Source organism: Colwellia sp. MB02u-9 (assembly GCF_014077085.1).
Lineage (GTDB): Bacteria > Pseudomonadota > Gammaproteobacteria > Enterobacterales > Alteromonadaceae > Cognaticolwellia.
Map to the genome: position 1 here is coordinate 1 of NZ_JACGVF010000070.1, position 23,788 is coordinate 23,788.

Consider the following 23,788-nt stretch of genomic DNA (forward strand, 5'->3'; position numbering starts at 1 on the left):
ATGTTGGTTACTCATTGTTTTGAACTCAGTACTTGTTGAACTCAGTACTTGTTGAACTCAATACTTTTTTAACTCAGTAATAGTAATAACAATGCGAGTTTATCTATCACTAATAAGTAGTTTACCTGTGATGTAATAGTTTTAACCTAGTTGGATGAAATATGCGAATTTTGATGTTTTGTTTGTTGTTTTTTCTCGGCCATGCAACAGGCGATGATTATAAGTTAGGTGCTGGGGATCAAATTCAGATAATGGTTTATGGCGAAGCAGATTTAACCACCCAAGTTAAAGTCAATAAATCAGGTGTTATTTCATTTCCGTTTTTATCTGATCTTGTCGTTACGGGGATCTCATCAAAAAATTTAGCAAATAAAATAACTAACGGCTTACGCGGTGATTATTTAATAGATCCTCAAGTAATGGTGTCTATTGTTCAATACCGGCCCTTTTTTATTCACGGACAAGTTAAGCGCCCGGGTGGTTATCCCTTTCAGGAAGATTTAACCTTAGATAAAGCCATTGCTATTGCTGGTGGATTGGCCGCGCGAGCGTCAAAGTCGTCGTGGAATATCACCAGATTAATTGCAGGCAAAAAAATAGTTCTTGAGGGCAATGTTGCTAGCGTGATCTTGCCTGATGACATCATAGAAATTGAGCAAAGTTTTTTTTGAAAACACTAGAAAATGAACATTTGCTATCAACAAATGATGAAATAGATTTAAAAGAAATTTTAACGCCACTTTGGGTGGGCCGTTGGAAAATTTTATTTTTTACTCTAGTGATCACTTGTTTGACCACCTTTTATACTTCATTACTCAAGCCTTCATATCGTGCTAGCGCTATTTTGCAAATCGGTACCAATAAGCCAGCCAATACATTGTCTATTAACAATGCCTTTAATGAATCAAACGCTAGTAAGGAGCAGATTCAAACACAGTTCGAATTATTACGCTCGCGTAAGTTCGCCGAACGGGTAATATCTCAGTTGGATTTGGTGCAACATCAAGCATTTAATAGTGGGAAATATAATGACAAACTGGCCATTTTTGCTCGAATTGGCCAGCGCAGTGCGACGGCGTCAGTGAGTGATCTTGTTGGCCAATTTCAACAAAACTTAAGTATTGCTCCTATTGTCGGTACTGAGCTAGTGAATATATCTTATGGGTCTTATTCGCCCCAGTTGTCACAAGAAATAGCCAATCAGGTGGGTATTACTTACCTGGAGTATCAAGACGAAATTCATAGTGCCTCAAAAGAAACCACCTCTGATTGGTTGGTTAATCAACTTGAAGAACTGGGAAAAAAGTTGCAAAACTCAGAGCTGTCGTTACAAGCCTATCGAGAAGCTGAGGGTATTGTTGATATCCATGGCGTTGTTGGTCTAGTTGGCGCTAAATTAACCGAGTTAAGCTCTGCAGCACTTAAAGCGACAAAAGTAGCAGACGACCTCGCGATTTCTTATCAAGAGATTCAACAGCACAAGGGGGATATTAAAAAATTAAGCGATTTACCTGAAATTAGTAGTCATTCCACGCTAATGCAATTACGTCAAACTAAAGAAAAAATTGAACGTAAAATGTTTGAACTATCGCAGCGTTACGGCCCCAAGCATCCTAAAAAAATTGCTGTTCATGCCGAATTAATCGCCCTTAACAAAGGCATTGTGGAACAAGTTTTCGATATTGTTATTGCCATAGAAAAAGAATATTTTAGTGCGGTAGAAAGAGTCAATGGCACAAAGCAGCGGTTGGCGACTGCGAAAAAAGATTACTTACGTTTAAGTCGTTTACAAAATAAATTTTCGCAGCTCAGCCGTGAAGTTGACACTAACAAAGAGCTTTATAGCAATTATTTGGTGCGCTTGAAAGCAGCTGATGCTATGGATAACTACAAAGCGAATTTTTATGTGCGCTTTATTGATAAGGCAATTGTGCCCAAAAGCCCGTTTGCTCCTAAGAAGTCTTTGATGATAGTGCTGGCGTTTCTCCTCGCCATTATGTTGAGCTCTATTATTATTATTATGCGTGAATTCTTAATGGATACACTTAACTCTCGACACAAACTGGATAATTTCAATGAAGCACCAATTATTGCGGTTTTACCAAAAATTCAGGCGAGTTCACAGGCACTAAAAGACGACAGTTACAGCACTGACAATCGCTTTACAGAAGCTATTCGCACCTTACGAACCGCCTTACTATTTAACAGTGAAACCACCCCAGCTAAAATAATTGCCGTTACCTCTTCAGTGCCCAGTGAAGGCAAGTCTACTGTTGCTCTTCATCTTGCTCGCTCGTTTAGTGAGATGGAAAAGGTGCTACTTATTGAAGCGGACATGCGCCACCCGACCATAGCTAAAAATATGAATTTGAATGAATATCGTCCAGGTCTTTCAAATTTGTTGGCCAACACACATCAAATTCATGAATGTATTATTCGTGATAAAAACGTCAAATTAGACATTTTGACTTCGGGCATTACCCCGGCTAACCCGCTGGTTTTTCTTTCTATGAAGCGCTTTAATACGCTAATAAAGGTTTTTGGTAATTTTTATGACCGTATTATTATTGAAACTCCGCCGGTTAATGTCGTCAGTGATGCAGTGATTATCTCTAAATTAGTCGACAGTGTCTTATATGTTGTCCATGGTAATAAAACCAAGCGAGAACAAATATCGGCGGGTCTTAAAATGCTGAAACAGGTTAATGCACCTATTGAAGGTGTGGTGATTAACCACAGTGAAAATATTGTTACCGACGAATATCAGAATAAATATTACACTCAAGGTAATAATATCATCAATCTTTCAGCAAGAAAGCGCGGTTAACTGCACCTAATAGAGTTTATGCGAAGGCTATTTTTGCGTACAATAAGACAAATTTTTTATAGTCACTGTTATGAAAACACGCGCTAACTTCCCTCTACAAGCATTAAATAGTTTAAATGTGCCAGCCGTCACCGCTGAGATACTGTTCCCATCTACCGTTAAAGAGCTGTTTGAAATAAGCACAGATAAAGCGCTCAGGTCTTATATTCTTGGTGAAGGTACTAACACCTTATTCTGCCAAGCGAAGGCGCCAACCATTATTAAGCCCAGCTTAATGGGTATTGAGGTCACTGAACACGATGAATATTTTCAGGTCAGTGCCGCTTGTGGTGAAAATTGGCATAACTTGGTTTTGTTTTGCAGTAATAGCGCTATATACGGTTTAGAAAATTTGGCCTTAATCCCTGGCAGTGTGGGGGCCGCGCCAGTACAAAATATCGGTGCTTATGGTATTGAGGTGAGTGACTTTATTGAACGTGTTACTTGGTTTGATTTTGCCACGAAAAAGTTGATAGATTATAGTAACGCCGCCTGTCAATTTGGCTATCGTAACAGTATTTTTAAGCAGGCATTAAACGGCAAAGGTATTATTACCCAGGTGCATTTTTTATTGCCAAAAGCTTGGCAGCCGGTCGACAGTTATCAGGGCTTAAACACTATTATTGCCCCGGTGACTCCGCAGGCTATTATGGCAAAAGTTATCCAGTTACGTCAGGCAAAACTACCTGAGCCTAAACTACTGCCTAATGCCGGCAGCTTTTTTAAAAATCCGCTGGTGAGTGAAGATTTTTTTCATGCTTTACAGCAGCAGTATCCGAAGATGCCTTATTATCGACAACACAGTGGTGAAATAAAGTTAGCCGCAGGTTGGCTGATTGAGCAAGCCGGTCTTAAAGGTTTTCGTGACGGGGGTGTGGGGGTACATGAAAACCAGGCCTTAGTGATCATTAACTATGACAGTAAGCAGGGTGAGCATATTGTCGCCTTGTCAGTCTATATTCAGGAAACAATCATGGCCAAATTTAATCTTCAATTGATACCAGAAGTTAGATTTATTGGCGCTGATGGTGAGCTAAGTCGTATCAACACAGGGTGTCAACAATGAAAGCAATTCGTGAGCAGTTGATTAAAAAATTGGTTAAAGGTGAGTTTTTGTCGGGGCAAGCCATAGGCGAAGAACTCGGCGTCAGCCGCGCGGCTATTTCAAAGCATATTAGTGCATTACAAGAAATGGGCTTTGATATTTTTAGTGTCACCGGCAAAGGCTATCGATTAGCCGAACCCATTGAACTGCTCAACGAAAGTCTCATCGTTGCAGAATTGGCCGAGCAAAATACTAGTGCCAAGGTAGAAGTTCATAACTTAATCGACTCAACTAATAGTTATTTAATGCGCCGTTTGCCCAACCAAAATGTTATCGGGCAAGTGTGTATTGCTGAATATCAAAGTGCTGGTCGAGGACGCAGGGGGCGACAATGGATTTCACCTTTTGGCTCACACATTTACTTGTCAATGTATTGGTATCTAGAACAAGGTATGTCAGCAGCCATGGGGTTAAGCGTTGTGGCGGCATTGGCGGTGAGTGATGCAATAAAAGCACTTTATCAAGTGGAAGTTGAATTGAAGTGGCCAAATGATATTTATTTCAATGGTGTTAAACTTGCTGGCATTTTAATTGATCTTGAAGGTCAAGCGATGGAGCCTTGTCATTGTGTTATTGGCATTGGCCTCAATATTAAAATGCCCGCCAAGAGTGCTGTATTAGTCGATCAACCTTGGATTGATTTGTCGAGCGCTATAGGTGTTGATATTGATAGAAACATGTTAGCGGCCAACATCATTGCAGCCTTACATAGGCGTTTAAAAGTGCATAGCGAAACGGGCATCAATACTATGGTGACTCAGTGGCATGCACAAGATTTCTACATTAACAAACCTGTTGCTTTGATTACGGGTGAGAAAGTCACTCGGGGTATTTGTCGCGGTATTAACGGCCAAGGGGCATTAATGTTGGAGGTAAATGGCCAAGTAAGTCCTGTGTATGGTGGTGAAGTTAGTCTAAGGGCTGGGTTATGAGGCTGTTAATTGATGTCGGTAATACCCAGGTAAAATATGTTTTTCAAGCCTCTGGTGTTTCTGCGCCACTTTCTGACATTGTTTATCTCAACTATCACGCTTTTCAAGCACAGTTATCGCAAGGTAAATTTTCACAGGTGAGCGAAGTTATTCTTGCTAACGTGCATGGTAACCAAGTGCATGATGCGATCGAAAAGTGGGTAACAGACTATAATATTGCTTTTGTACAAGTACAGAGTTCAGCAAGCGCGTTTGGAATATGCTCGTCTTATCAGCAGCCAGAAAGCCTAGGCGTTGATCGTTGGCTGGCTATGATAGGGGCGAAACAGCTTTATCCACAAAATAACTTACTTATTATCGATGCTGGCACTGCGACAACGGTTGATCTGTTAGCGGCGAATGGTCAGCATTTTGGTGGCTGGATCATGCCGGGCGTACAAACCCTATTTGATAGTTTATTAACCCGTACCACTAAAATTATCGCCACACCTAAAGTTACCGCAAGTATATCTTTTGGTCAGGACAGCTCAAATTGTTTGAACCATGGTAGTTGGGCGATGACCATAGGGGCGGTTAAAGAAGCTATTATTCAAGCAAATAGTTTGTTAACACTCGACAAGGTACTGATAACTGGCGGCAATGGTGAACAGATTGCAAAGCTAATGGCTGAGCACTGTCAACTTGAACCCAAGTTAGTTTTTCTTGGTTTAAGCTGTTTTCAAGCGCGTTAAGATCTGTGTTTATAGTTAAAAATTTGTGATTGTGGGTAAAAAACCATCAAACGCATAAAAACATGCTTATTATTTGCATTTTGCTGTTGCAAGCACGAAAACATTACTCTAGAATTCGCACCACTTAATGTAGTGCCGACTTAGCTCAGTTGGTAGAGCAACTGACTTGTAATCAGTAGGTCGCCAGTTCGACTCCGGCAGTCGGCACCATTAATACATTACTTGTAATGTGATATTAAAATTTGGAGGGGTTCCCGAGTGGCCAAAGGGATCAGACTGTAAATCTGACGGCTCAGCCTTCGGTGGTTCGAATCCACCTCCCTCCACCATTTTAACAGAGATAATCTGATAGAATTTAGCGGGTGTCGTATACTGGCTATTACCTCAGCCTTCCAAGCTGATGAAGCGGGTTCGATTCCCGCCACCCGCTCCAGTCTTTATAGAGAAATGCTGATATGGCTCAGTTGGTAGAGCGCACCCTTGGTAAGGGTGAGGTCGGCAGTTCGAATCTGCCTATCAGCACCACTTCTTTAGGCCTTCTATAGATTAATCAATGTTGACTAAGAAATTAATAGATTTAATCTACCCAGAGGTACTTTAAGATGGCTAAAGCAAAATTTGAACGTTTAAAACCGCATGTTAACGTTGGTACTATCGGTCACGTCGATCACGGTAAAACAACTTTAACAGCCGCTATCTCTGCGGTATTAACTAAAGTTCACGGCGGTGAAGTTAAAGACTTCGCACAAATCGATAACGCTCCTGAAGAACGTGAACGTGGTATTACCATTAATACTTCTCACATTGAGTACGATACAGCTGCACGTCACTACGCGCACGTAGATTGTCCTGGTCACGCCGATTACATCAAAAACATGATCACCGGTGCTGCACAAATGGATGGCGCTATCTTAGTAGTTGCTGCTACAGATGGTCCTATGCCACAAACACGTGAGCACATCTTGTTATCACGTCAAGTTGGCGTACCTTTCATCATAGTATTCATGAACAAATGTGATGTTGTTGATGATGATGAATTATTAGAATTAGTAGAAATGGAAGTTCGTGAACTTCTTTCTGAATATGACTTCCCAGGTGATGATTTACCGGTAATTCAAGGTTCAGCACTTGGCGCTCTTCAAGGCGACGAGAAATGGGAAGCGAAAGTAATCGAACTTGCTGATGCATTAGATAACTACATTCCAGAGCCAGAGCGTGCAATCGACGGAGCATTCATCATGCCTATCGAAGATGTATTCTCAATCTCAGGTCGTGGTACGGTTGTAACAGGTCGTGTTGAACGCGGTATTGTTAAAATCGGCGACGCAGTTGAAGTTGTTGGTATTCGTGACACACAAACATCTACTTGTACTGGTGTTGAAATGTTCCGTAAGCTTCTTGACGAAGGTCGTGCTGGCGAGAACTGTGGTGTTCTTCTTCGTGGTCTTAAGCGTGAAGACGTTGAACGTGGTCAAGTACTATGTAAGCCTGGTTCAATTTTACCTCATACTAAGTTTGAGTCAGAAGTTTATGTACTAAGCAAAGATGAAGGTGGTCGTCATACGCCATTCTTTAAAGGCTACCGTCCACAGTTTTACTTCCGTACAACGGATATTACTGGTGCAGTAGAGCTTCCTGAAGGTGTTGAAATGGTAATGCCAGGCGACAACTTGAAGTTTGTTGTAGAGCTTATCAACCCAGTTGCGATGGACGAAGGTTTACGCTTCGCTATCCGTGAAGGTGGTCGTACAGTTGGTGCTGGTGTTGTATCTAAAATTATCGCTTAATTTTAGAAGACATTAACACGATAAAAAAAAGACGCTTAGGCGTCTTTTTTGTTTTCTAGTTGAGCTATAGTGAAGTGGCAATAGGTCAATAGTTGTTGGTCTGGTATCTGCTATTACCTTAACGAATCGTTGCTTGATTTTAGAACGGATTAAGGCGATAAAAAAGCCGCTTAGGTGTCTTTTTTTTGCAGATTGTTGAGTATCAATGTTATTTATAAAAGCCAATAAGCAGGGTGAAAAATCAAGGCTGATACAGCATCTAGTTAAAACTCGAAAATAGTCCTTGAGTAAAATATTTTGATTAGTATAATAGCGCCTCACTTCTAGAGTCTCTCTTAATTCCCAAACAACTAAGAATCACTCGGTAAGTGTAAGTACAGATTGAAGGGGTATAGTTCCAATTGGTAGAACAGCGGTCTCCAAAACCGACGGTTGGGAGTTCGAATCTCTCTACCCCTGCCATTTTTGAGTAAAGTGCTTATTAATAAAATAATAGGGGCTTTAGATTTTAACTCCGATTGTATCGGGGTGCTTTGTCTTAGATTAGACATGTAATTACGGGTAGTAGATATGAATGCAAGTACTGAAGCTGAACCAAGTGGTTCATTTGATTTTTTAAAGTGGAGCGTAATCGTTTTACTTCTAGCTGGCGCTGTTTTTGGTAATTACATTTTTGCTGAACAATCAGTTCTCGTGCGCGCTATAGCGGTAGTTGCTGCTATTGTTATTGCAGGGCTTATTGCTATGCAAACAGTTAAAGGCCGTACAGCTGTAGCATTTGCTAAAGAGTCTCGTACTGAAGTACGCAAAGTGGTTTGGCCAACGCGTCAAGAAGCCGTGCAAACAACGGGTATAGTATTAGTAGCAACATTAATTATGTCTTTATTACTTTGGGGTTTAGATTCAGTTCTGTTCTGGGTTGTTGGATTAATTACTGGATTAAAAGTAGGTTAAGGTACCGTCATGACTGAAGAAATTACAATTACAGATACGCCTGAAAAAAATAACAATCCTAAATTACGTTGGTATGTAGTCCAAGCGTTCTCTGGCTATGAAGGCCGTGTACAAAAAACATTGCTTGAGCATATTGGTATTCATGGTTTAGAAGAAAAGTTTGGTGAAATTCTTGTGCCGACTGAAGAAGTTATTGAAATGCGCGCCGGGCAAAAGCGTAAAAGTTCACGTAAATTCTTTCCAGGCTATGTCTTAGTTCATATGGAATTAGACGATGAATCATGGCATTTAGTTAAAAGTGTGCCGCGTGTGTTAGGTTTTATTGGTGGCACTAAAGAAAGACCAGCACCTATTTCACAAAAAGAGGCGGATCGCATTTTACAGCGCCTTGAAGACACTGACAAACCTAAACCTAAAACATTGTTTGAACCAGGCGAAGTGGTACGTGTTATTGACGGTCCATTTGCTGACTTTAATGGTGTGGTTGAAGAACTTGATTACGAGAAAAATCGTATTAAAGTCTCTGTGCTTATTTTTGGTCGTTCAACACCTGTTGATTTGGAATTTGGGCAAGTCGAAAAAGGCTAGCAATAAATATTCCCAAAAAAGCCAGAGTTTTTACTCTGGCTTTTTTATATCCTCTGATCTATGCCTTCTCCTTCAGTCCTGTCTTTTTTCTTCCTGTGCACTATTTTATTTATGTTTTTACAGGGAGGAAACAATGAGAAGGGAATGAGTAGAGACTGAAAAAATTTAAAGATGCCCTGATTTATACTTTCTCCTTTGTCCTTCTTCTTTTCTTCCTGTTAATTATTTTATTATATTTTTACAGTGAGGAAACAATGAGAAAAGAAGGCGTAGATCCCCCCTTGGCTTACTGATAGCGCATTTCGGTCTTTTTTTATACAAATCAAGCATCATGTCTTGCACTACCACCTTGTAATAATATATAATCCGCTGCCGATTTTATCTGATGATTTTATCTGATGAATAAAAAATCGATTTTTTGTTAACGGGGAGCTGTTTTAAATCATCAGCGTTTGAACCCATACTAAAGGTATTAAAACCATGGCTAAAAAAGTCACAGCTTTAATTAAGCTACAAGTTGCTGCTGGTGCAGCAAATCCGTCACCGCCAGTTGGTCCTGCACTAGGTCAACACGGTGTAAATATCATGGAATTTTGTAAAGCGTTTAACGCAAAAACTGATTCTTTGGAAAAAGGCGCTCCAGTACCAGTAGTTATTACTGTTTATGCTGACCGTTCTTTCACATTTGAAACAAAAACTCCACCCGCTGCTTATTTACTTCTAAAAGCTGCTGGTGTTAAGAGTGGTTCAGGTCGTCCTAACACTGATAAAGTTGGTACTGTTACTACAGCACAACTTGAAGAGATTGTTAAGATGAAAGAAGCCGATCTTACTGCTGGTTCTTTGGAAGCTGCAGTGCGTACCATTGCGGGTTCTGCTCGTTCAATGGGTTTAGTGGTAGAGGATTAATTATGACTAAATTATCAAAACGCACTCGTCTTATCCGTGAAAAAGTAGACGTACTAAAAGAATATGACATCGCTGAAGCACTTTCTTTATTAAAAGAATTAGCTACTGCTAAATTTCGTGAAAGCGTAGATGTTGCTGTTAACCTTGGCATTGATGCTCGTAAATCAGATCAAAACGTACGTGGCGCGACTGTATTACCAAATGGTACAGGCCGTGACGTTCGTGTTGCTGTATTTACGCAAGGCGCTAACGCTGATAAAGCGAGAGAAGCCGGTGCTGACATCGTAGGTATGGAAGATTTAGCAGAACAAGTTAAAGCCGGTGTAATGGACTTTGACGTGGTAATTGCTTCTCCAGATGCTATGCGTGTTGTTGGTCAACTAGGTCAGATTTTAGGTCCACGTGGTCTAATGCCTAACCCGAAAGTTGGCACAGTTACACCTGACGTTGTTACTGCAATAAAGAACGCAAAAGCGGGTCAAGTCCGCTACCGCAATGACAAAAACGGTATCATCCATACTACCATTGGTAAGGCTGATTTCGACGATGCTAAATTGCAGGAAAACCTTGAGTCATTATTGGAAGCGCTTAAAAAAGCAAAACCAGCTAATGCTAAAGGCCAGTACATTAAGAAAATTTCTGTTTCAACTACTATGGGTGCCGGCGTTGCCGTTAACCAAGCTAGCTTGACGCTGTAGTTTTCAATAAAGTGTCGGTAATCGATGCTTTACAGGGGTTAAATTGTAGACTATAATTTCGCCCCTTAAATTTTGGTAGGTGTTGTCTACTTAATTCGCGTAAATTAGCGTTAATTAATTTTAGACAACCCCGTCAAAGACCGTAGGAGCCGAGACGATTCTTCGTTGAAAGCTTAATTTTTCCTACGTAGATGGTGATTACCCAGTATTTCCTAATTCTGGTCCTCGCCGTAACGGCCTAAGCGGATCTTAGTTTGCTTAGGGATAGTAAATACCGGTTTTTTATTACCGGTGAACCAGGAGTAAAGCCAATGGCTATCAATCTTGATAACAAAAAAGCAATAGTTGCTGAAGTTCAAGAAGCTGCTAATGGCGCTCAATCAGCTGTAATCGCGGATTCTCGCGGTGTTGCAGTTGAAGCAATAACGACTTTACGTAAAGAAGCTCGTGCAAATGGTGTATGGATGAAAGTTATCCGTAACACGTTAGCACGTCGTGCTTTACAAGGTACTGACTTTGAATGTGTCGCTGACACATTGGTTGGTCCATCGTTAATTGCATTCTCAAACGAGCATCCAGGTGCAGCAGCGCGTTTATTTACAGACTTTGCGAAGAAAAATCCATCGTTTGAATTAAAAGCCGCCGCATTTGAAGGCAATTCAGTAGACGTAAATATGTTAGCTAAGCTACCAACTTACGACGAAGCAATTGCCCGTTTAATGAGCGCAATGAAAGAAGCATCTGCAGGCAAATTGGTCCGCACGATTGCTGCAGTACGCGATCAGAAAGAACAAGAAGCTGCTTAATAATTGTTTATCTCTTAAATTTAAGAGCACAATTTGCACTTTTTGTATTTATAGTTATTTATAACAGCCAACAGGTTGTTAATTGAACAGGAAATTTAAAATGTCTATTTCTAAAGACGATATCCTAAACGCAGTTGCTGAAATGTCAGTAATGGACGTTGTTGCACTTATTGAAGCAATGGAAGAAAAATTTGGCGTATCTGCATCAGCTGCTGTTGCCGCTGCTGGACCTGCTGAAGCTGTTGAAGAACAAACTGAATTTGATGTAGTGATGACTAGCTTCGGCGAGAAGAAAGTTGCTGTAATCAAAGCAGTTCGTGGCGCTACAGGTCTTGGCTTAAAAGAAGCTAAAGATTTAGTTGAGTCAGCTCCAAAAGCAATTAAAGAAGGCGTTGATAAAGCTGAAGCTGAAGCGCTTAAGAAAACTCTTGAAGAAGCAGGTGCTTCTGTTGAGATCAAATAGTCTGTTTTTAAACAGATTATTTGCCTGAAAAGGCAATGGCTGGTGATTTAAACGTCACCGGCCTTTTTGCGCTAAAGAAAGTGGTTTTTTTTTAAACCAAAACAGTGCATTATTTGATGCTTGATAAAAAAAGTATCACTGCTATATCCTGTCTTTTTTAAGACAGATTCGGCCATAACCAGCAAGCTGAGGAACCCCATGGTTTACTCTTACTCTGAAAAGAAACGTATTCGTAAGGACTTTGGTAAAAGTGTTCAAGTAATGGATTATCCATTCTTGTTATCAATCCAACTCGAATCTTTCCGTAAGTTTATTGATATTGATCCAACAGGTGAAACAGGCCTAGAGGCTGCATTTCATTCTATTTTTCCAATTAAAGCTTATTCTGGTAGCTCAGAATTACAATTTGTAAGCTATCGTTTGGGCGAACCGTTATTTGACGTCAAAGAATGTCAAATCCGCGGTATCACCTACTCTGCGCCATTACGCGTTAAATTGCGTTTAGTCGTTTATGATAAAGAAGCGGCGGCAGGCACAGTAAAAGATATCAAAGAACAAGAAGTATACATGGGTGAAATACCATTAATGACTGACAACGGTACGTTTGTCATCAATGGTACAGAGCGTGTTATTGTTTCACAATTACACCGTTCTCCAGGTGTGTTTTTCGATCACGATAAAGGAAAAACGCATTCATCAGGTAAAGTGTTATATAACGCTCGTGTTATACCTTACCGTGGTTCATGGTTAGATTTCGAATTTGATCCAAAAGATAACTTATTTGTTCGTATTGACCGTCGTCGTAAATTACCTGCGTCGATAATTTTGCGTGCTTTAGAGTATTCAACGGAAGAAATTTTAGATATCTTCTACGATACAACAGAATTTTCTATTAAAGGCGATAAGCTAGTAATGGATTTAATTCCAGAACGCTTACGTGGTGAAACGGCTACTTTCGACATAAAATTACCTAAAGGTGATGTTTTAGTTGAGCAAGGCCGACGTATCACTGCTCGTCATATTAAATCGCTAGAAAAAGCTAAGCTTGAAAAATTAGAAGTACCTGCTGAATATATCGTTGGTAAAGTACTGTCTAAAGCTTACATTGACAAATCTACGGGTGAAGTCATTGCTGAAGCGAATGCTGAAATCACGCTAGAAATGTTAGCTGAGTTAAGCCAAGCTGGCCATAAAGTACTTTCTACTTTATATATGAACGAATTTGATGTTGGTTCATATATGTCAGACACACTACGTGTTGACAATTCAACTAACCGCTTAGAAGCGTTAGTGGAAATTTATCGTATGATGCGTCCAGGCGAGCCGCCAACAAAAGACGCAGCCGATACGCTATTTAACAACCTATTTTTTGCATTAGAGCGTTATGACCTGTCAACAGTAGGTCGTATGAAGTTCAACCGTCGTGTTGGCAATGCTGATGATATTGGTACTGGTGTTTTATCTAAAGAAGACATCATTTCAGTGATGAAAACCTTAATCGGCATACGTGACGGTAAAGGTGAAGTTGATGATATTGATCACTTAGGTAACCGTCGTATTCGCTCTGTAGGCGAAATGGCAGAAAACCAATTCCGTGTTGGTTTAGTTCGTGTTGAACGTGCTGTTCGTGAACGTTTAAGTCTTGGTGACTTAGATGCGATCATGCCACAAGATTTAATTAACGCTAAGCCGATTTCTGCTGCCGTTAAAGAATTCTTTGGTTCATCACAATTGTCACAATTTATGGATCAAAACAACCCGTTATCAGAAGTGACGCATAAGCGTCGTATTTCTGCTTTAGGGCCAGGTGGTTTGACACGTGAACGTGCTGGTTTTGAAGTACGTGATGTACATCCAACTCACTATGGTCGTGTTTGTCCAATTGAAACACCGGAAGGTCCAAACATTGGTTTGATCAACTCGTTATCGTGTTATGCACGTACTAACGATTTCGGTTTCTTGGAAACACCTTACCGTAAAATTGTTGATGGTTTAATCACTGACGACATAGATTACCTTTCTGCTATTGAAGAAGGTAACTTTGTTATTGCACAAACCACTGCTGAAGTTGATGCAGAAGGTAAATTAGTTGCAGGCTTAGTGGCTTGTCGTCATAAAAACGAATTTACTTTGATGTCTGCTGAACAAGTTCAGTATATGGATGTTTCTCCACAGCAGATCGTTTCTGTTGCAGCGTCACTTATCCCATTCCTAGAGCACGATGATGCGAACAGAGCCTTGATGGGCTCGAACATGCAACGTCAAGCAGTACCGACACTAAGAGTGGATAAACCACTTGTGGGTACCGGCATGGAGAAAATTGTTGCTGTTGACTCTGGTGTAACTGTTGTTGCTAAACGTGGTGGTGTTGTTGCTTACGTTGATGCCTCACGTATTGTCGTTAAAGTTAATGAAAATGAAATGCACGCTGGTGAAGCGGGTATTGATATTTATAACCTAACTAAATACACCCGTTCAAACCAAAACACTTGTATCAACCAACGTCCAATTTGTCGTATGGCTGAGCCTGTAGTTCGTGGTGATGTGCTAGCCGATGGTCCTTCAACGGACATGGGTGAACTAGCCCTTGGTCAGAACATGCGTATTGCATTTATGCCTTGGAATGGTTACAACTTCGAAGATTCAATGTTGTTATCTGAGCGTGTAGCTACTGAAGATCGTTTTACGACGATTCATATTCAAGAGCTAACTTGTATCGCTCGTGACACTAAGCTAGGCAGCGAAGAAATAACGGCTGATATTCCAAATGTTGGCGAGTCTGCATTATCTAAACTAGATGAAGCGGGTGTTGTTTATATTGGCGCTGAAGTTAATGGTGGCGACATCTTAGTGGGTAAAGTTACTCCTAAAGGTGAAACACAGTTAACGCCAGAAGAAAAACTATTACGTGCCATCTTTGGTGAAAAAGCGGCTGACGTTAAAGACAGCTCTTTACGTGTACCTAACTCAGTGTCTGGTACCATCATCGATGTACAAATCTTCACCCGTGACGGTGTAGAAAAAGATGCTCGTGCTGTTGAAATCGAAGAAATGCAACTTAAACAAGTTAAGAAAGACTTGGGTGATGAGTTTAGTATTTTAGAAGATGGTATTTATGCACGTGCGAAAAAATTATTGCTAGGCTCAGGTTTAAATGAATCTGATCTTAACAGCATGTCTCGTGATAAGTGGTTAGTTCAAAACTTAGCTGATGAAGGTCAACAGTCAGAGCTTGAGCAAATTGCTGAACAATACGACAACATTAAAGCAGACTTTGATAAAAAGTATGAAGTTAAGCGTCGTAAAATCACTCAAGGTGCTGATTTAGCGCCAGGCGTGTTAAAAATTATTAAAGTGTATTTAGCGGTTAAGCGTCGTATCCAGCCAGGTGATAAAATGGCCGGTCGTCATGGTAACAAAGGTGTTATTTCAAACGTAGTACCAGTTGAAGACATGCCTTATGACCAATACGGTGTTCCTGTTGATGTAGTACTTAACCCGTTGGGTGTACCATCACGAATGAACATTGGTCAGATCCTAGAAACACATTTAGGTATGGCTGCACGTGGTATCGGTGAAAAAATTAACCGTATGTTGGAAGCTCAATTAGAAATTCACAAATTACGTGAATTCTTAAAGGAAGTTTACAACCTAGGTGAATCTCGCCAAGAAGTTGATATTGATTCATTCTCAGATGATGAAATCATGCGCTTAGCGGGTAACTTACGAGCAGGTCTTCCGATTGCGACACCAGTATTTGATGGTGCCAGCGAGAAAGAAATTAAAGACTTATTTAAACTTGCTGATATGCCTGAAAGTGGTCAGTTTACGCTGACAGATGGCCGTACTGGTCGTAACTTTGAGCGTCCTGTGACGGTTGGTTACATGTATATGTTAAAACTAAACCATTTAGTTGATGACAAAATGCATGCACGTTCTACGGGTTCATACTCGCTAGTAACGCAACAGCCTCTAGGTGGTAAAGCACAGTTTGGTGGTCAGCGTTTCGGTGAGATGGAAGTATGGGCACTTGAAGCATACGGTGCTGCTTACACCTTGCAAGAAATGTTAACGGTTAAATCTGATGATGTTAACGGTCGTACTAAGATGTATAAAAACTTAGTTGACGGTGATCATCGCATGGAGCCGGGTATCCCTGAATCATTCAACGTATTGTTGAAAGAAATTCGTTCGTTGGGTATCAACATCGAATTAGATCAGGACTAAGCTACCTCAAGCTACATTGCTGACTTTTAGCATCAGCTGAAGTCAGTACAGGGAGAGAACAGATAACTGTTCTCTCCGGTATTTAACTCCGACAGGAGAGAGTGTGTGAAAGATTTACTTAAGTTTCTTAAGCAACAAAATCAAACAGAAGAGTTCGATGGTATTCGCATCGGACTAGCTTCACCTGACATGATTCGTTCATGGTCATTTGGTGAAGTAAAGAAACCTGAGACGATTAACTATCGTACTTTTAAGCCGGAACGTGATGGTTTGTTCTGTGCGCGTATTTTTGGCCCAGTTAAAGACTACGAATGTCTTTGTGGCAAATACAAACGCCTTAAGCACCGTGGTGTAATTTGTGAAAAATGTGGCGTTGAAGTTACATTAACTAAAGTTCGTCGTGACCGCATGGGTCATATCGAACTAGCAAGTCCAGTTGCCCATATTTGGTTCTTAAAGTCATTACCATCTCGTATCGGTCTATTATTAGACATGACGTTACGTGATATTGAGCGTGTGCTTTATTTTGAATCTTACGTTGTTACCGAACCTGGTATGACAACATTAGAGAAAAGCCAAATTCTAACCGAAGAAGAATATCTTGATGCGTTAGAAGAGCACGGTGACGAATTTGACGCCCTAATGGGTGCTGAAGCGGTACTTGCGTTATTACAACAGATTGATCTTGATGGTGAAGTAGCGCAAATGCGTGAAGAGTTACCTGAAATTGGTTCTGAAACAAAGCGTAAGAAAATCACTAAACGTTTGAAATTAATGGAAGCATTCGCGGCATCAGGTAATAAGCCTGAGTGGATGATCATGAACGTTTTACCAATTTTGCCACCAGATTTACGTCCGTTGGTACCATTGGATGGCGGTCGTTTCGCGACGTCTGATCTAAACGATTTATACCGTCGTGTTATTAACCGTAACAACCGTTTAAAACGTCTTCTAGATCTAGTAGCACCAGATATTATCGTACGTAACGAAAAGCGTATGTTGCAAGAATCTGTTGATGCATTATTAGATAACGGTCGTCGTGGTCGCGCTATTACTGGTTCTAACAAACGTCCTCTTAAATCTCTTGCCGATATGATCAAAGGTAAGCAAGGTCGTTTCCGTCAGAATTTATTGGGTAAACGTGTTGATTATTCTGGTCGTTCAGTAATCACTGTTGGTCCAACGCTACGCTTACATCAGTGTGGTTTACCTAAGAAAATGGCACTTGAATTATTCAAACCATTTATTTACGGTAAATTAGAAGCACGTGGTTTAGCAACAACAATTAAAGCCGCTAAGAAATTAGTTGAACGTGAAGGCGCTGAAGTTTGGGATGTACTTGACGAAGTAATTCGTGAACATCCGGTTATGCTTAACCGTGCACCAACACTTCATAGATTGGGTATCCAAGCGTTTGAACCTGTATTAATTGAAGGTAAAGCGATTCATTTGCATCCATTAGTTTGTGCGGCCTATAACGCCGATTTCGATGGTGACCAAATGGCGGTACACGTACCGTTGACAATCGAAGCACAAATGGAAGCACGTACGTTGATGATGTCAACGAACAACGTACTTTCTCCAGCGAACGGTGATCCAATCATCGTACCATCACAGGATGTTGTATTAGGTCTATATTACCTAACGCGCGATCGTGTGAATGGTTTAGGTGAAGGTATGGTTTTTACCGACATCAAAGAAGTTGAAAAAGCTTACCGTACAGGTTTTACTGAACTTCATGCCCGCGTGAAAGTTCGTATTACTGAACATGTTCGTAACAGTGATGGTGTTTTTGAACCGGTAACTAAGCTGCGCGATACCACTGTTGGTCGTGCAATCTTATGGCAAGTATGTCCAGATGGCATGCCTTATGATCTTATTGATCAGCCACTAGGTAAAAAGCCAATTTCAAAACTGATTAACCATGCGTACCGTAACTTAGGTCTTAAAGATACCGTTATCTTTGCTGACCAAATTATGTACACAGGTTTCCACTACGCGATGATCGCGGGTGCTTCAGTTGGTATCGACGACATGGTTATTCCAGAAGCGAAATACACCATCATCGAAGATTCAGAAGAAGAAGTTAAAGAAATTCAAACTCAGTTCGAGCAAGGTCTTGTAACTCAGGGTGAAAAATACAACAAAGTTATTGATATCTGGTCATCTGCCAACGAGAAAATCTCGAAAGCTATGATGGACAACTTATCAAAAGAAACTGTTATTAACCGTCATGGTGAGCCAGAAGAGCAAGACTCTTTCAACTCAATCTACATGATGGCCGATTCAGGTGCTCGTGGTAGTGCTGCGCAGATTCGTCAGCTTGCAGGTATGCGTGGTTTGATGGCTAAGCCAGATGGTTCAATCATCGAAACACCAATTACCGCTAACTTCCGTGAAGGTTTGAACGTATTACAATACTTCATCTCTACTCATGGTGCGCGTAAAGGTTTGGCCGATACGGCATTGAAAACAGCTAACTCGGGTTACTTAACTCGTCGTTTAGTTGATGTTGCACAAGATTTGGTCGTAACCGAACATGACTGTGGAACATTAGACGGTTTACAAATGACGCCATTGATTGAAGGTGGTGATGTTGTTGAGCCGTTACGCGAACGTGTGCTCGGTCGTGTTGTAGCTGAAGATGTTGTCAAGCCAGGTACTGACGAAGTTCTATTACCTCGTAATACGCTAATTGACGAAGCTTTATGTGATTTCATTGAAGAAAATTCAATTGATCAAATGAAAGTACGTTCAATCATTACCTGTAAAACCGATTTTGGTATTTGTGCTCATTGTTACGGCCGTGATTTGGCTCGTGGACATATGATCAACCAAGGTGAAGCGATTGGCGTTGTGGCAGCACAATCTATCGGTGAACCAGGTACACAGTTAACTATGCGTACGTTCCATATTGGTGGTGCGGCATCTCGTGCATCAGCAGAGAACAACGTACAGGTTAAGAATACAGGTACACTGAAATTACAAAATGCTAAATTTGTAACTAACTCTGAAGATCACTTAGTGATTACCTCTCGTTCATCTGAGCTAACCGTAATTGATGAGCTTGGTCGTGAGAAAGAGCGTTATAAAGTACCTTACGGTACCATTCTTAATAAGAAAGATGGCGAAGTACTAAACTCAGGCGATATCATTGCCAACTGGGACCCGCATACGCATCCTATTATCACAGAAGTAGCCGGTAAGGTGCAGTTTGTTGAGCTTATTGATGGCGTAACTATGGTTCGCCAAACTGATGATCTTACGGGTTTATCAAGTATCGTAGTCACAGATGTTGGTCAACGTAATACTGCGGGTAAAGAAATGCGCCCAGCAGTTAAATTGGTTGATGCTAAAGGCAACGATGTGATGATCGCGGGTACTGAAATTCCAGCACAATACTTCTTACCAGGTAATGCAATTGTTAACCTAGAAGATGGTGCAGAAGTTGGTATTGGTGATGCGTTAGCGCGTATTCCTCAAGCGTCGTCGAAAACGCGTGATATTACGGGTGGTTTGCCACGTGTAGCTGATTTATTTGAAGCGCGTAAGCCAAAACTTCCAGCGATATTAGCTGAGAAGACAGGTATCATCGCCTTTGGTAAAGAAACTAAAGGTAAAGTGCGTTTATTAATCACACAACCCAGTGGTGAAGTATACGAAGAGATGATCCCTAAAATGCGTCAATTAAACGTGTTTGAAGGTGAATCTGTACTTAAAGGTGAAGTTATTGCCGATGGTCCAGAGTCTCCACATGACATCTTACGTTTACGTGGTGTAGCGCCAGTCGCTAACTATATTGTTAACGAAGTACAAGAAGTGTACCGTTTGCAAGGTGTTAAGATTAACGATAAGCATATTGAAGTTATCGTGCGTCAAATGATCCGCAAGTGTGAGATCTTAGATGCCGGTGATAGTACCTTCCTTAAAGGCGAAATCCTGGAAGTTGCCCGTGTCAATATCTCTAATCGTGAATTAGAAGCTGCAGGTAAACAACCGGCTGAATACGAAATGCAAATGATGGGTATTACTAAAGCATCATTAGCTACTGAGTCATTCATCTCGGCAGCCTCTTTCCAAGAAACGACGCGTGTACTGACTGAAGCAGCGGTAGCTGGTAAGAAAGATAAACTTCGTGGCTTAAAAGAGAATGTTATTGTTGGTCGCTTAATCCCAGCAGGTACAGGTTATTCTTATCATCAGGAACGAGCGCGTGCTAAAAACGCCGTTCCTGTAGAAGAAGTAACAGTATCAGCTGACGACGCAGCGCAAGCATTAACGGATGCTTTGAATGCAGATTTGTCTTCTTAGGCAATCGTATTGAAAAAGTGGTTAAAGCAGATGATTAACCTGTCTATTGCGAGTAAAGCTTGACAGGTTAAAGCTTGACCTATAGAATTCCGCGACCCTGTATTCCCTACTTTTAAGTATTGAATATGAGGTCGCGGATTTTCACGTTTATAAGGGTGTAAATTTCCCCATTGATTGGAATTTACACAAATTTAACTAATCGGGAGCTATTTAATGGCAACTATTAACCAATTAGTACGTAAACCACGTGTAAGACAAGTAACTAAAAGTAACGTACCAGCGTTACAAGCTTGTCCACAACGTCGTGGCGTATGTACTCGTGTGTATACAACTACACCAAAAAAACCTAACTCAGCATTACGTAAAGTAGCTCGTGTTCGTTTAACTAACGGCTTCGAAGTAACTTCATACATCGGTGGTGAAGGTCATAACTTACAAGAGCATAGTGTTATCTTGATTCGTGGTGGTCGTGTTAAAGATTTACCAGGTGTGCGTTACCACACCGTTCGTGGTGCACTTGATTGTTCAGGTGTAAGCGACAGAAGACAAGGCCGTTCTAAATACGGTGCTAAACGACCTAAATCTTAAGCTATTTTATTTCTTTAATTAGAGATAGAAAGCGTTAAGTAAGGCCAAATAAAATATTAAATTTTGGGTTATACCTGAAAACAACGGAGAATTAAGATGCCAAGAAGACGCGTCGTAGGGCAACGTAAGATATTGCCAGATCCTAAGTTCCATAACGAACTTTTAGCAAAATTCATCAACATCCTTATGGTTGATGGTAAAAAATCTACTGCAGAAAAAATTGTTTACGGTGCATTAGACATTTTAACTGAGAAAGACACTGAGAAGACTCACCTTGAGTTATTCGAAACAGCGTTAGACAACATCCGCCCACAAGTGGAAGTAAAGTCTCGTCGTGTTGGTGGTTCTACTTACCAAGTTCCAGTTGAAGTTCGTCCTGTGCGTCGTAATGCACTAGCCATGCGTTGGTTAGTTGAAGCATCTCGTAAACGTGGTGAAAAATCAATGGCTCAGCGCCTAGCTAACGAAATGTTAGATGCGTCTGACAGCAAAGGTTCAGCGGTTAAGAAACGTGAAGACGTTCACCGTATGGCCGAAGCTAACAAAGCATTCGCTCACTACCGTTGGTAGGCACTATGAATTAGCAAGCTTTGCTAATTTTATAGTAACAAGCGTAATGCCGTGGTTATCACCGTGTATCAACATTGATATAAAGTGATAACCACAACTGTTTTATAATCTGAGATAAAGTCTCAGAAAGAGGAAGTAATTGTGGCACGTATAACCCCTATTGAGCGTTACCGAAACATTGGTATTTGTGCTCATGTCGATGCCGGTAAAACGACAACAACAGAAAGGGTACTTTTCTACACTGGTCTTTCACATAAGATCGGCGAAGTTCATGATGGCGCAGCCACTATGGACTGGATGGAGCAAGAGCAAGAGCGTGGTATAACCATAACTTCTGCGGCAACAACTTGTTTCTGGAAAGGCATGCAAGCCCAGTTTGAAGACCATCGCATTAATATCATCGACACCCCTGGTCACGTAGATTTTACGATTGAAGTAGAACGCTCATTACGTGTATTAGACGGTGCGGTATTAGTATTATGTGCTTCTTCAGGAGTTCAACCACAAACAGAAACTGTTTGGCGTCAAATGGAGAAATACTCTGTTCCACGGCTAGTTTTTGTTAATAAGATGGACCGCACAGGTGCAGACTTCTTATTAGTAGTTGAGCAACTTAATTCTCGCTTGAAAGCTAATGCAGTGCCTATTCATTTAGCAATCGGCGCTGAAGATGACTTTACTGGTGTTGTCGACTTAATCAAGATGAAAGCCATTAACTGGAACGAAAGTGACCAGGGTATGACTTTTACTTATGAAGATATCCCAGCAGAGATGCTAGAGCAAGCCGAACATTGGCATGAACATCTGGTCTCTGAAGCTGCAGAAGCCTCTGAAGAATTAATGGATAAATACCTTGAAGAAGGTGACTTATCCGAAGCAGAAATAAAATCTGCGCTGCGTACCCGTACGCTAAACAATGAAATTGTCCTTTGTGCTTGTGGCTCAGCTTTCAAAAACAAAGGCGTTCAAGCAGTACTTGATGCTGTTGTAGAATTTTTACCTTCGCCAACTGATGTTGAAGCGATAAAAGGTATTAATAACGACAAAAACGAAACTGAAGGTTTTCGCGAAGCTGATGATAAAGCGCCATTTGCTGCTTTAGCATTTAAAATCGCCACTGACCCATTTGTCGGTACGTTAACGTTCTTTCGCGTCTATTCAGGTGTAGTAAAAACTGGTGACAGTATATACAATCCTGTGAAAGGTAAAAAAGAACGTTTAGGTCGTATTGTGCAAATGCATGCAAATGACCGTCAGGAAATTAAAGAAGTAAGAGCGGGCGATATAGCTGCGGCTATTGGTCTTAAAGATGTCACTACAGGTGATACTTTATGTGATGTAAATCATGTGATCACGCTCGAACGAATGGAGTTTCCTGAACCAGTAATTTCTGTAGCAGTTGAGCCAAAAACTGTCGCTTCCCAAGAGAAAATGGGCATAGCGTTAGGTAAATTGGCCGCAGAAGATCCGTCATTTAGAGTAGTCTCTGATGAAGAAACGGGTCAAACCATCATTTCAGGTATGGGGGAATTACACCTCGATATTCTAGTTGAACGTATGAAACGTGAATTTGGCGTTGAATGTAATGTCGGTAATCCACAAGTGGCTTATCGCGAAACCATTCGTTCAGCAGTTGAAGTGGAAGGTAAATTTGTTCGTCAATCAGGTGGTCGTGGTCAATTTGGTCATGTTTGGTTGAAAATGGAGCCCTTGCCAAAAGGTGAAGGCTTCGAGTTTGTCAATGAAATTGTCGGTGGTAGTGTTCCAAAAGAATTTATCCCCTCAGTTGAACAGGGTTGTAGAGAGCAAATGGACAGTGGTGTGTTGGCGGGTTACCCGTTATTAGACATCAAAGTCACACTCTTCGATGGCTCTTTTCATGAAGTTGACTCAAACGAAATGGCGTTTAAAGTCGCTGCATCGATTGGTTTTAGACAAGGGGCGCTAAAAGCGTCACCGGTAATTCTTGAGCCTATGATGAAAGTCGAAGTTATTACGCCAGACGCAAACATGGGTGATGTTGTTGGTGACTTAAACCGTCGCCGTGGCATGATCGATGGCATGGACGAAGGTCCAGCTGGTTCGAAGATAGTGAATGCATTTGTACCGCTATCTGAAATGTTTGGTTACGCTACTGCATTGCGTAGTGCAACTCAAGGTCGCGCATCATATTCAATGGAGTTTCACGAATACAGTGAAGCACCAAAGGCTGTTGCCGACAAAATAATTGAATCTTAGTAAGGCTTTTTGAAA

The 23,788-nt window shown here is 41.0% G+C and carries 17 protein-coding genes and 5 tRNA genes; all 22 read left to right on the top strand.

Features of this window, described 5'->3' with window-relative positions; translation table 11 throughout:
* Nucleotides 1-161: 161 nt before the first annotated feature.
* The 22 genes from H4J65_RS03585 to fusA all read left to right on the top strand — a co-directional run bounded on the left by H4J65_RS03585 (nt 162) and on the right by fusA (nt 23,773).
* Nucleotides 162-671 (top strand): polysaccharide biosynthesis/export family protein, encoded by a 510-nt coding sequence (locus H4J65_RS03585; RefSeq protein ID WP_182195636.1) that lies wholly within the window; start codon nt 162-164, stop codon nt 669-671.
* The gene (locus H4J65_RS03590) at nt 668-2,827 is read left to right on the top strand and encodes a polysaccharide biosynthesis tyrosine autokinase (protein WP_182195640.1); all 2,160 of its coding nucleotides are present in this window, start codon (nt 668-670) and stop codon (nt 2,825-2,827) included. The genes H4J65_RS03585 and H4J65_RS03590 overlap by 4 nt, the downstream gene beginning before the upstream one ends.
* Nucleotides 2,828-2,897: 70 nt before the next feature.
* A complete protein-coding gene (gene murB / locus H4J65_RS03595; protein ID WP_182195643.1) occupies nt 2,898-3,932 on the top strand; it encodes a UDP-N-acetylmuramate dehydrogenase in 1,035 nt (344 codons plus the stop codon).
* Complete coding sequence (gene birA / locus H4J65_RS03600) at nt 3,929-4,903, top strand: bifunctional biotin--[acetyl-CoA-carboxylase] ligase/biotin operon repressor BirA (RefSeq protein WP_182186345.1); 975 nt, start codon at nt 3,929-3,931, stop codon at nt 4,901-4,903. The genes murB and birA overlap by 4 nt, the downstream gene beginning before the upstream one ends.
* Entirely contained in the window at nt 4,900-5,634 is a 735-nt protein-coding gene (locus H4J65_RS03605; protein WP_182195646.1) for a type III pantothenate kinase, read from the top strand. The genes birA and H4J65_RS03605 overlap by 4 nt, the downstream gene beginning before the upstream one ends.
* A gap of 134 nt (nt 5,635-5,768) precedes the next feature.
* Nucleotides 5,769-5,844: transfer RNA gene (locus H4J65_RS03610), tRNA-Thr, on the top strand.
* Between the two features lie 34 nt (nt 5,845-5,878).
* Nucleotides 5,879-5,963 (top strand) — tRNA-Tyr (locus H4J65_RS03615).
* 29 nt (nt 5,964-5,992) lie between these two features.
* A tRNA-Gly gene (locus H4J65_RS03620) sits at nt 5,993-6,067 on the top strand.
* Nucleotides 6,068-6,083: 16 nt separating this feature from the next.
* Nucleotides 6,084-6,159: transfer RNA gene (locus H4J65_RS03625), tRNA-Thr, on the top strand.
* A 77-nt stretch (nt 6,160-6,236) separates the two neighbouring features.
* Nucleotides 6,237-7,421 carry an elongation factor Tu gene (gene tuf / locus H4J65_RS03630; RefSeq protein WP_182137223.1) on the top strand — a complete coding sequence of 395 codons (1,185 nt, stop codon included), beginning with the start codon at nt 6,237-6,239 and terminating at the stop codon, nt 7,419-7,421.
* Nucleotides 7,422-7,806: 385 nt separating this feature from the next.
* A tRNA-Trp gene (locus H4J65_RS03635) sits at nt 7,807-7,883 on the top strand.
* A gap of 108 nt (nt 7,884-7,991) precedes the next feature.
* The gene (gene secE, locus H4J65_RS03640) at nt 7,992-8,375 is read left to right on the top strand and encodes a preprotein translocase subunit SecE (protein ID WP_182137224.1); all 384 of its coding nucleotides are present in this window, start codon (nt 7,992-7,994) and stop codon (nt 8,373-8,375) included.
* Between the two features lie 9 nt (nt 8,376-8,384).
* Nucleotides 8,385-8,963 carry a transcription termination/antitermination protein NusG gene (gene nusG / locus H4J65_RS03645; protein WP_126667296.1) on the top strand — a complete coding sequence of 193 codons (579 nt, stop codon included), beginning with the start codon at nt 8,385-8,387 and terminating at the stop codon, nt 8,961-8,963.
* A 480-nt stretch (nt 8,964-9,443) separates the two neighbouring features.
* On the top strand, nt 9,444-9,872 hold the full coding sequence (gene rplK, locus H4J65_RS03650) for a 50S ribosomal protein L11 (RefSeq protein ID WP_182137225.1): 429 nt from the start codon (nt 9,444-9,446) through the stop codon (nt 9,870-9,872).
* Between the two features lie 2 nt (nt 9,873-9,874).
* Nucleotides 9,875-10,570, top strand: coding sequence for a 50S ribosomal protein L1 (gene rplA / locus H4J65_RS03655; protein ID WP_182137226.1), 696 nt, complete (start codon nt 9,875-9,877; stop codon nt 10,568-10,570).
* A 311-nt stretch (nt 10,571-10,881) separates the two neighbouring features.
* Nucleotides 10,882-11,376 carry a 50S ribosomal protein L10 gene (gene rplJ, locus H4J65_RS03660; protein ID WP_182137227.1) on the top strand — a complete coding sequence of 165 codons (495 nt, stop codon included), beginning with the start codon at nt 10,882-10,884 and terminating at the stop codon, nt 11,374-11,376.
* Nucleotides 11,377-11,476: 100 nt separating this feature from the next.
* Nucleotides 11,477-11,839, top strand: coding sequence for a 50S ribosomal protein L7/L12 (gene rplL / locus H4J65_RS03665; protein WP_146877795.1), 363 nt, complete (start codon nt 11,477-11,479; stop codon nt 11,837-11,839).
* Between the two features lie 198 nt (nt 11,840-12,037).
* Nucleotides 12,038-16,066, top strand: a complete 4,029-nt coding sequence (gene rpoB / locus H4J65_RS03670; RefSeq protein ID WP_182137228.1) for a DNA-directed RNA polymerase subunit beta — start codon at nt 12,038-12,040, stop codon at nt 16,064-16,066.
* A 105-nt stretch (nt 16,067-16,171) separates the two neighbouring features.
* Nucleotides 16,172-20,377, top strand: a complete 4,206-nt coding sequence (gene rpoC, locus H4J65_RS03675; RefSeq protein ID WP_182137229.1) for a DNA-directed RNA polymerase subunit beta' — start codon at nt 16,172-16,174, stop codon at nt 20,375-20,377.
* A 213-nt stretch (nt 20,378-20,590) separates the two neighbouring features.
* Nucleotides 20,591-20,965, top strand: coding sequence for a 30S ribosomal protein S12 (gene rpsL, locus H4J65_RS03680; RefSeq protein WP_011045492.1), 375 nt, complete (start codon nt 20,591-20,593; stop codon nt 20,963-20,965).
* A gap of 96 nt (nt 20,966-21,061) precedes the next feature.
* Nucleotides 21,062-21,535: a 30S ribosomal protein S7 gene (rpsG, locus tag H4J65_RS03685; RefSeq protein ID WP_182137230.1), complete on the top strand. Its 474-nt coding sequence runs from the start codon at nt 21,062-21,064 to the stop codon at nt 21,533-21,535.
* A gap of 141 nt (nt 21,536-21,676) precedes the next feature.
* Nucleotides 21,677-23,773 (top strand): elongation factor G, encoded by a 2,097-nt coding sequence (gene fusA / locus H4J65_RS03690; protein WP_182137231.1) that lies wholly within the window; start codon nt 21,677-21,679, stop codon nt 23,771-23,773.
* Nucleotides 23,774-23,788 lie beyond the last annotated feature (15 nt).

Coding starts and splice junctions, on each gene's coding strand:
- rpsL (WP_011045492.1), top strand. CDS start 20,591: ATGGCAACTATTAACCAATTAGTACGTAAACCACGTGTAAGACAAGTA.
- nusG (WP_126667296.1), top strand. CDS start 8,385: ATGACTGAAGAAATTACAATTACAGATACGCCTGAAAAAAATAACAAT.
- rplA (WP_182137226.1), top strand. CDS start 9,875: ATGACTAAATTATCAAAACGCACTCGTCTTATCCGTGAAAAAGTAGAC.
- rplK (WP_182137225.1), top strand. CDS start 9,444: ATGGCTAAAAAAGTCACAGCTTTAATTAAGCTACAAGTTGCTGCTGGT.
- rplL (WP_146877795.1), top strand. CDS start 11,477: ATGTCTATTTCTAAAGACGATATCCTAAACGCAGTTGCTGAAATGTCA.
- rpoB (WP_182137228.1), top strand. CDS start 12,038: ATGGTTTACTCTTACTCTGAAAAGAAACGTATTCGTAAGGACTTTGGT.
- rpsG (WP_182137230.1), top strand. CDS start 21,062: ATGCCAAGAAGACGCGTCGTAGGGCAACGTAAGATATTGCCAGATCCT.
- tuf (WP_182137223.1), top strand. CDS start 6,237: ATGGCTAAAGCAAAATTTGAACGTTTAAAACCGCATGTTAACGTTGGT.
- H4J65_RS03605 (WP_182195646.1), top strand. CDS start 4,900: ATGAGGCTGTTAATTGATGTCGGTAATACCCAGGTAAAATATGTTTTT.
- H4J65_RS03585 (WP_182195636.1), top strand. CDS start 162: ATGCGAATTTTGATGTTTTGTTTGTTGTTTTTTCTCGGCCATGCAACA.
- birA (WP_182186345.1), top strand. CDS start 3,929: ATGAAAGCAATTCGTGAGCAGTTGATTAAAAAATTGGTTAAAGGTGAG.
- murB (WP_182195643.1), top strand. CDS start 2,898: ATGAAAACACGCGCTAACTTCCCTCTACAAGCATTAAATAGTTTAAAT.
- rplJ (WP_182137227.1), top strand. CDS start 10,882: ATGGCTATCAATCTTGATAACAAAAAAGCAATAGTTGCTGAAGTTCAA.
- secE (WP_182137224.1), top strand. CDS start 7,992: ATGAATGCAAGTACTGAAGCTGAACCAAGTGGTTCATTTGATTTTTTA.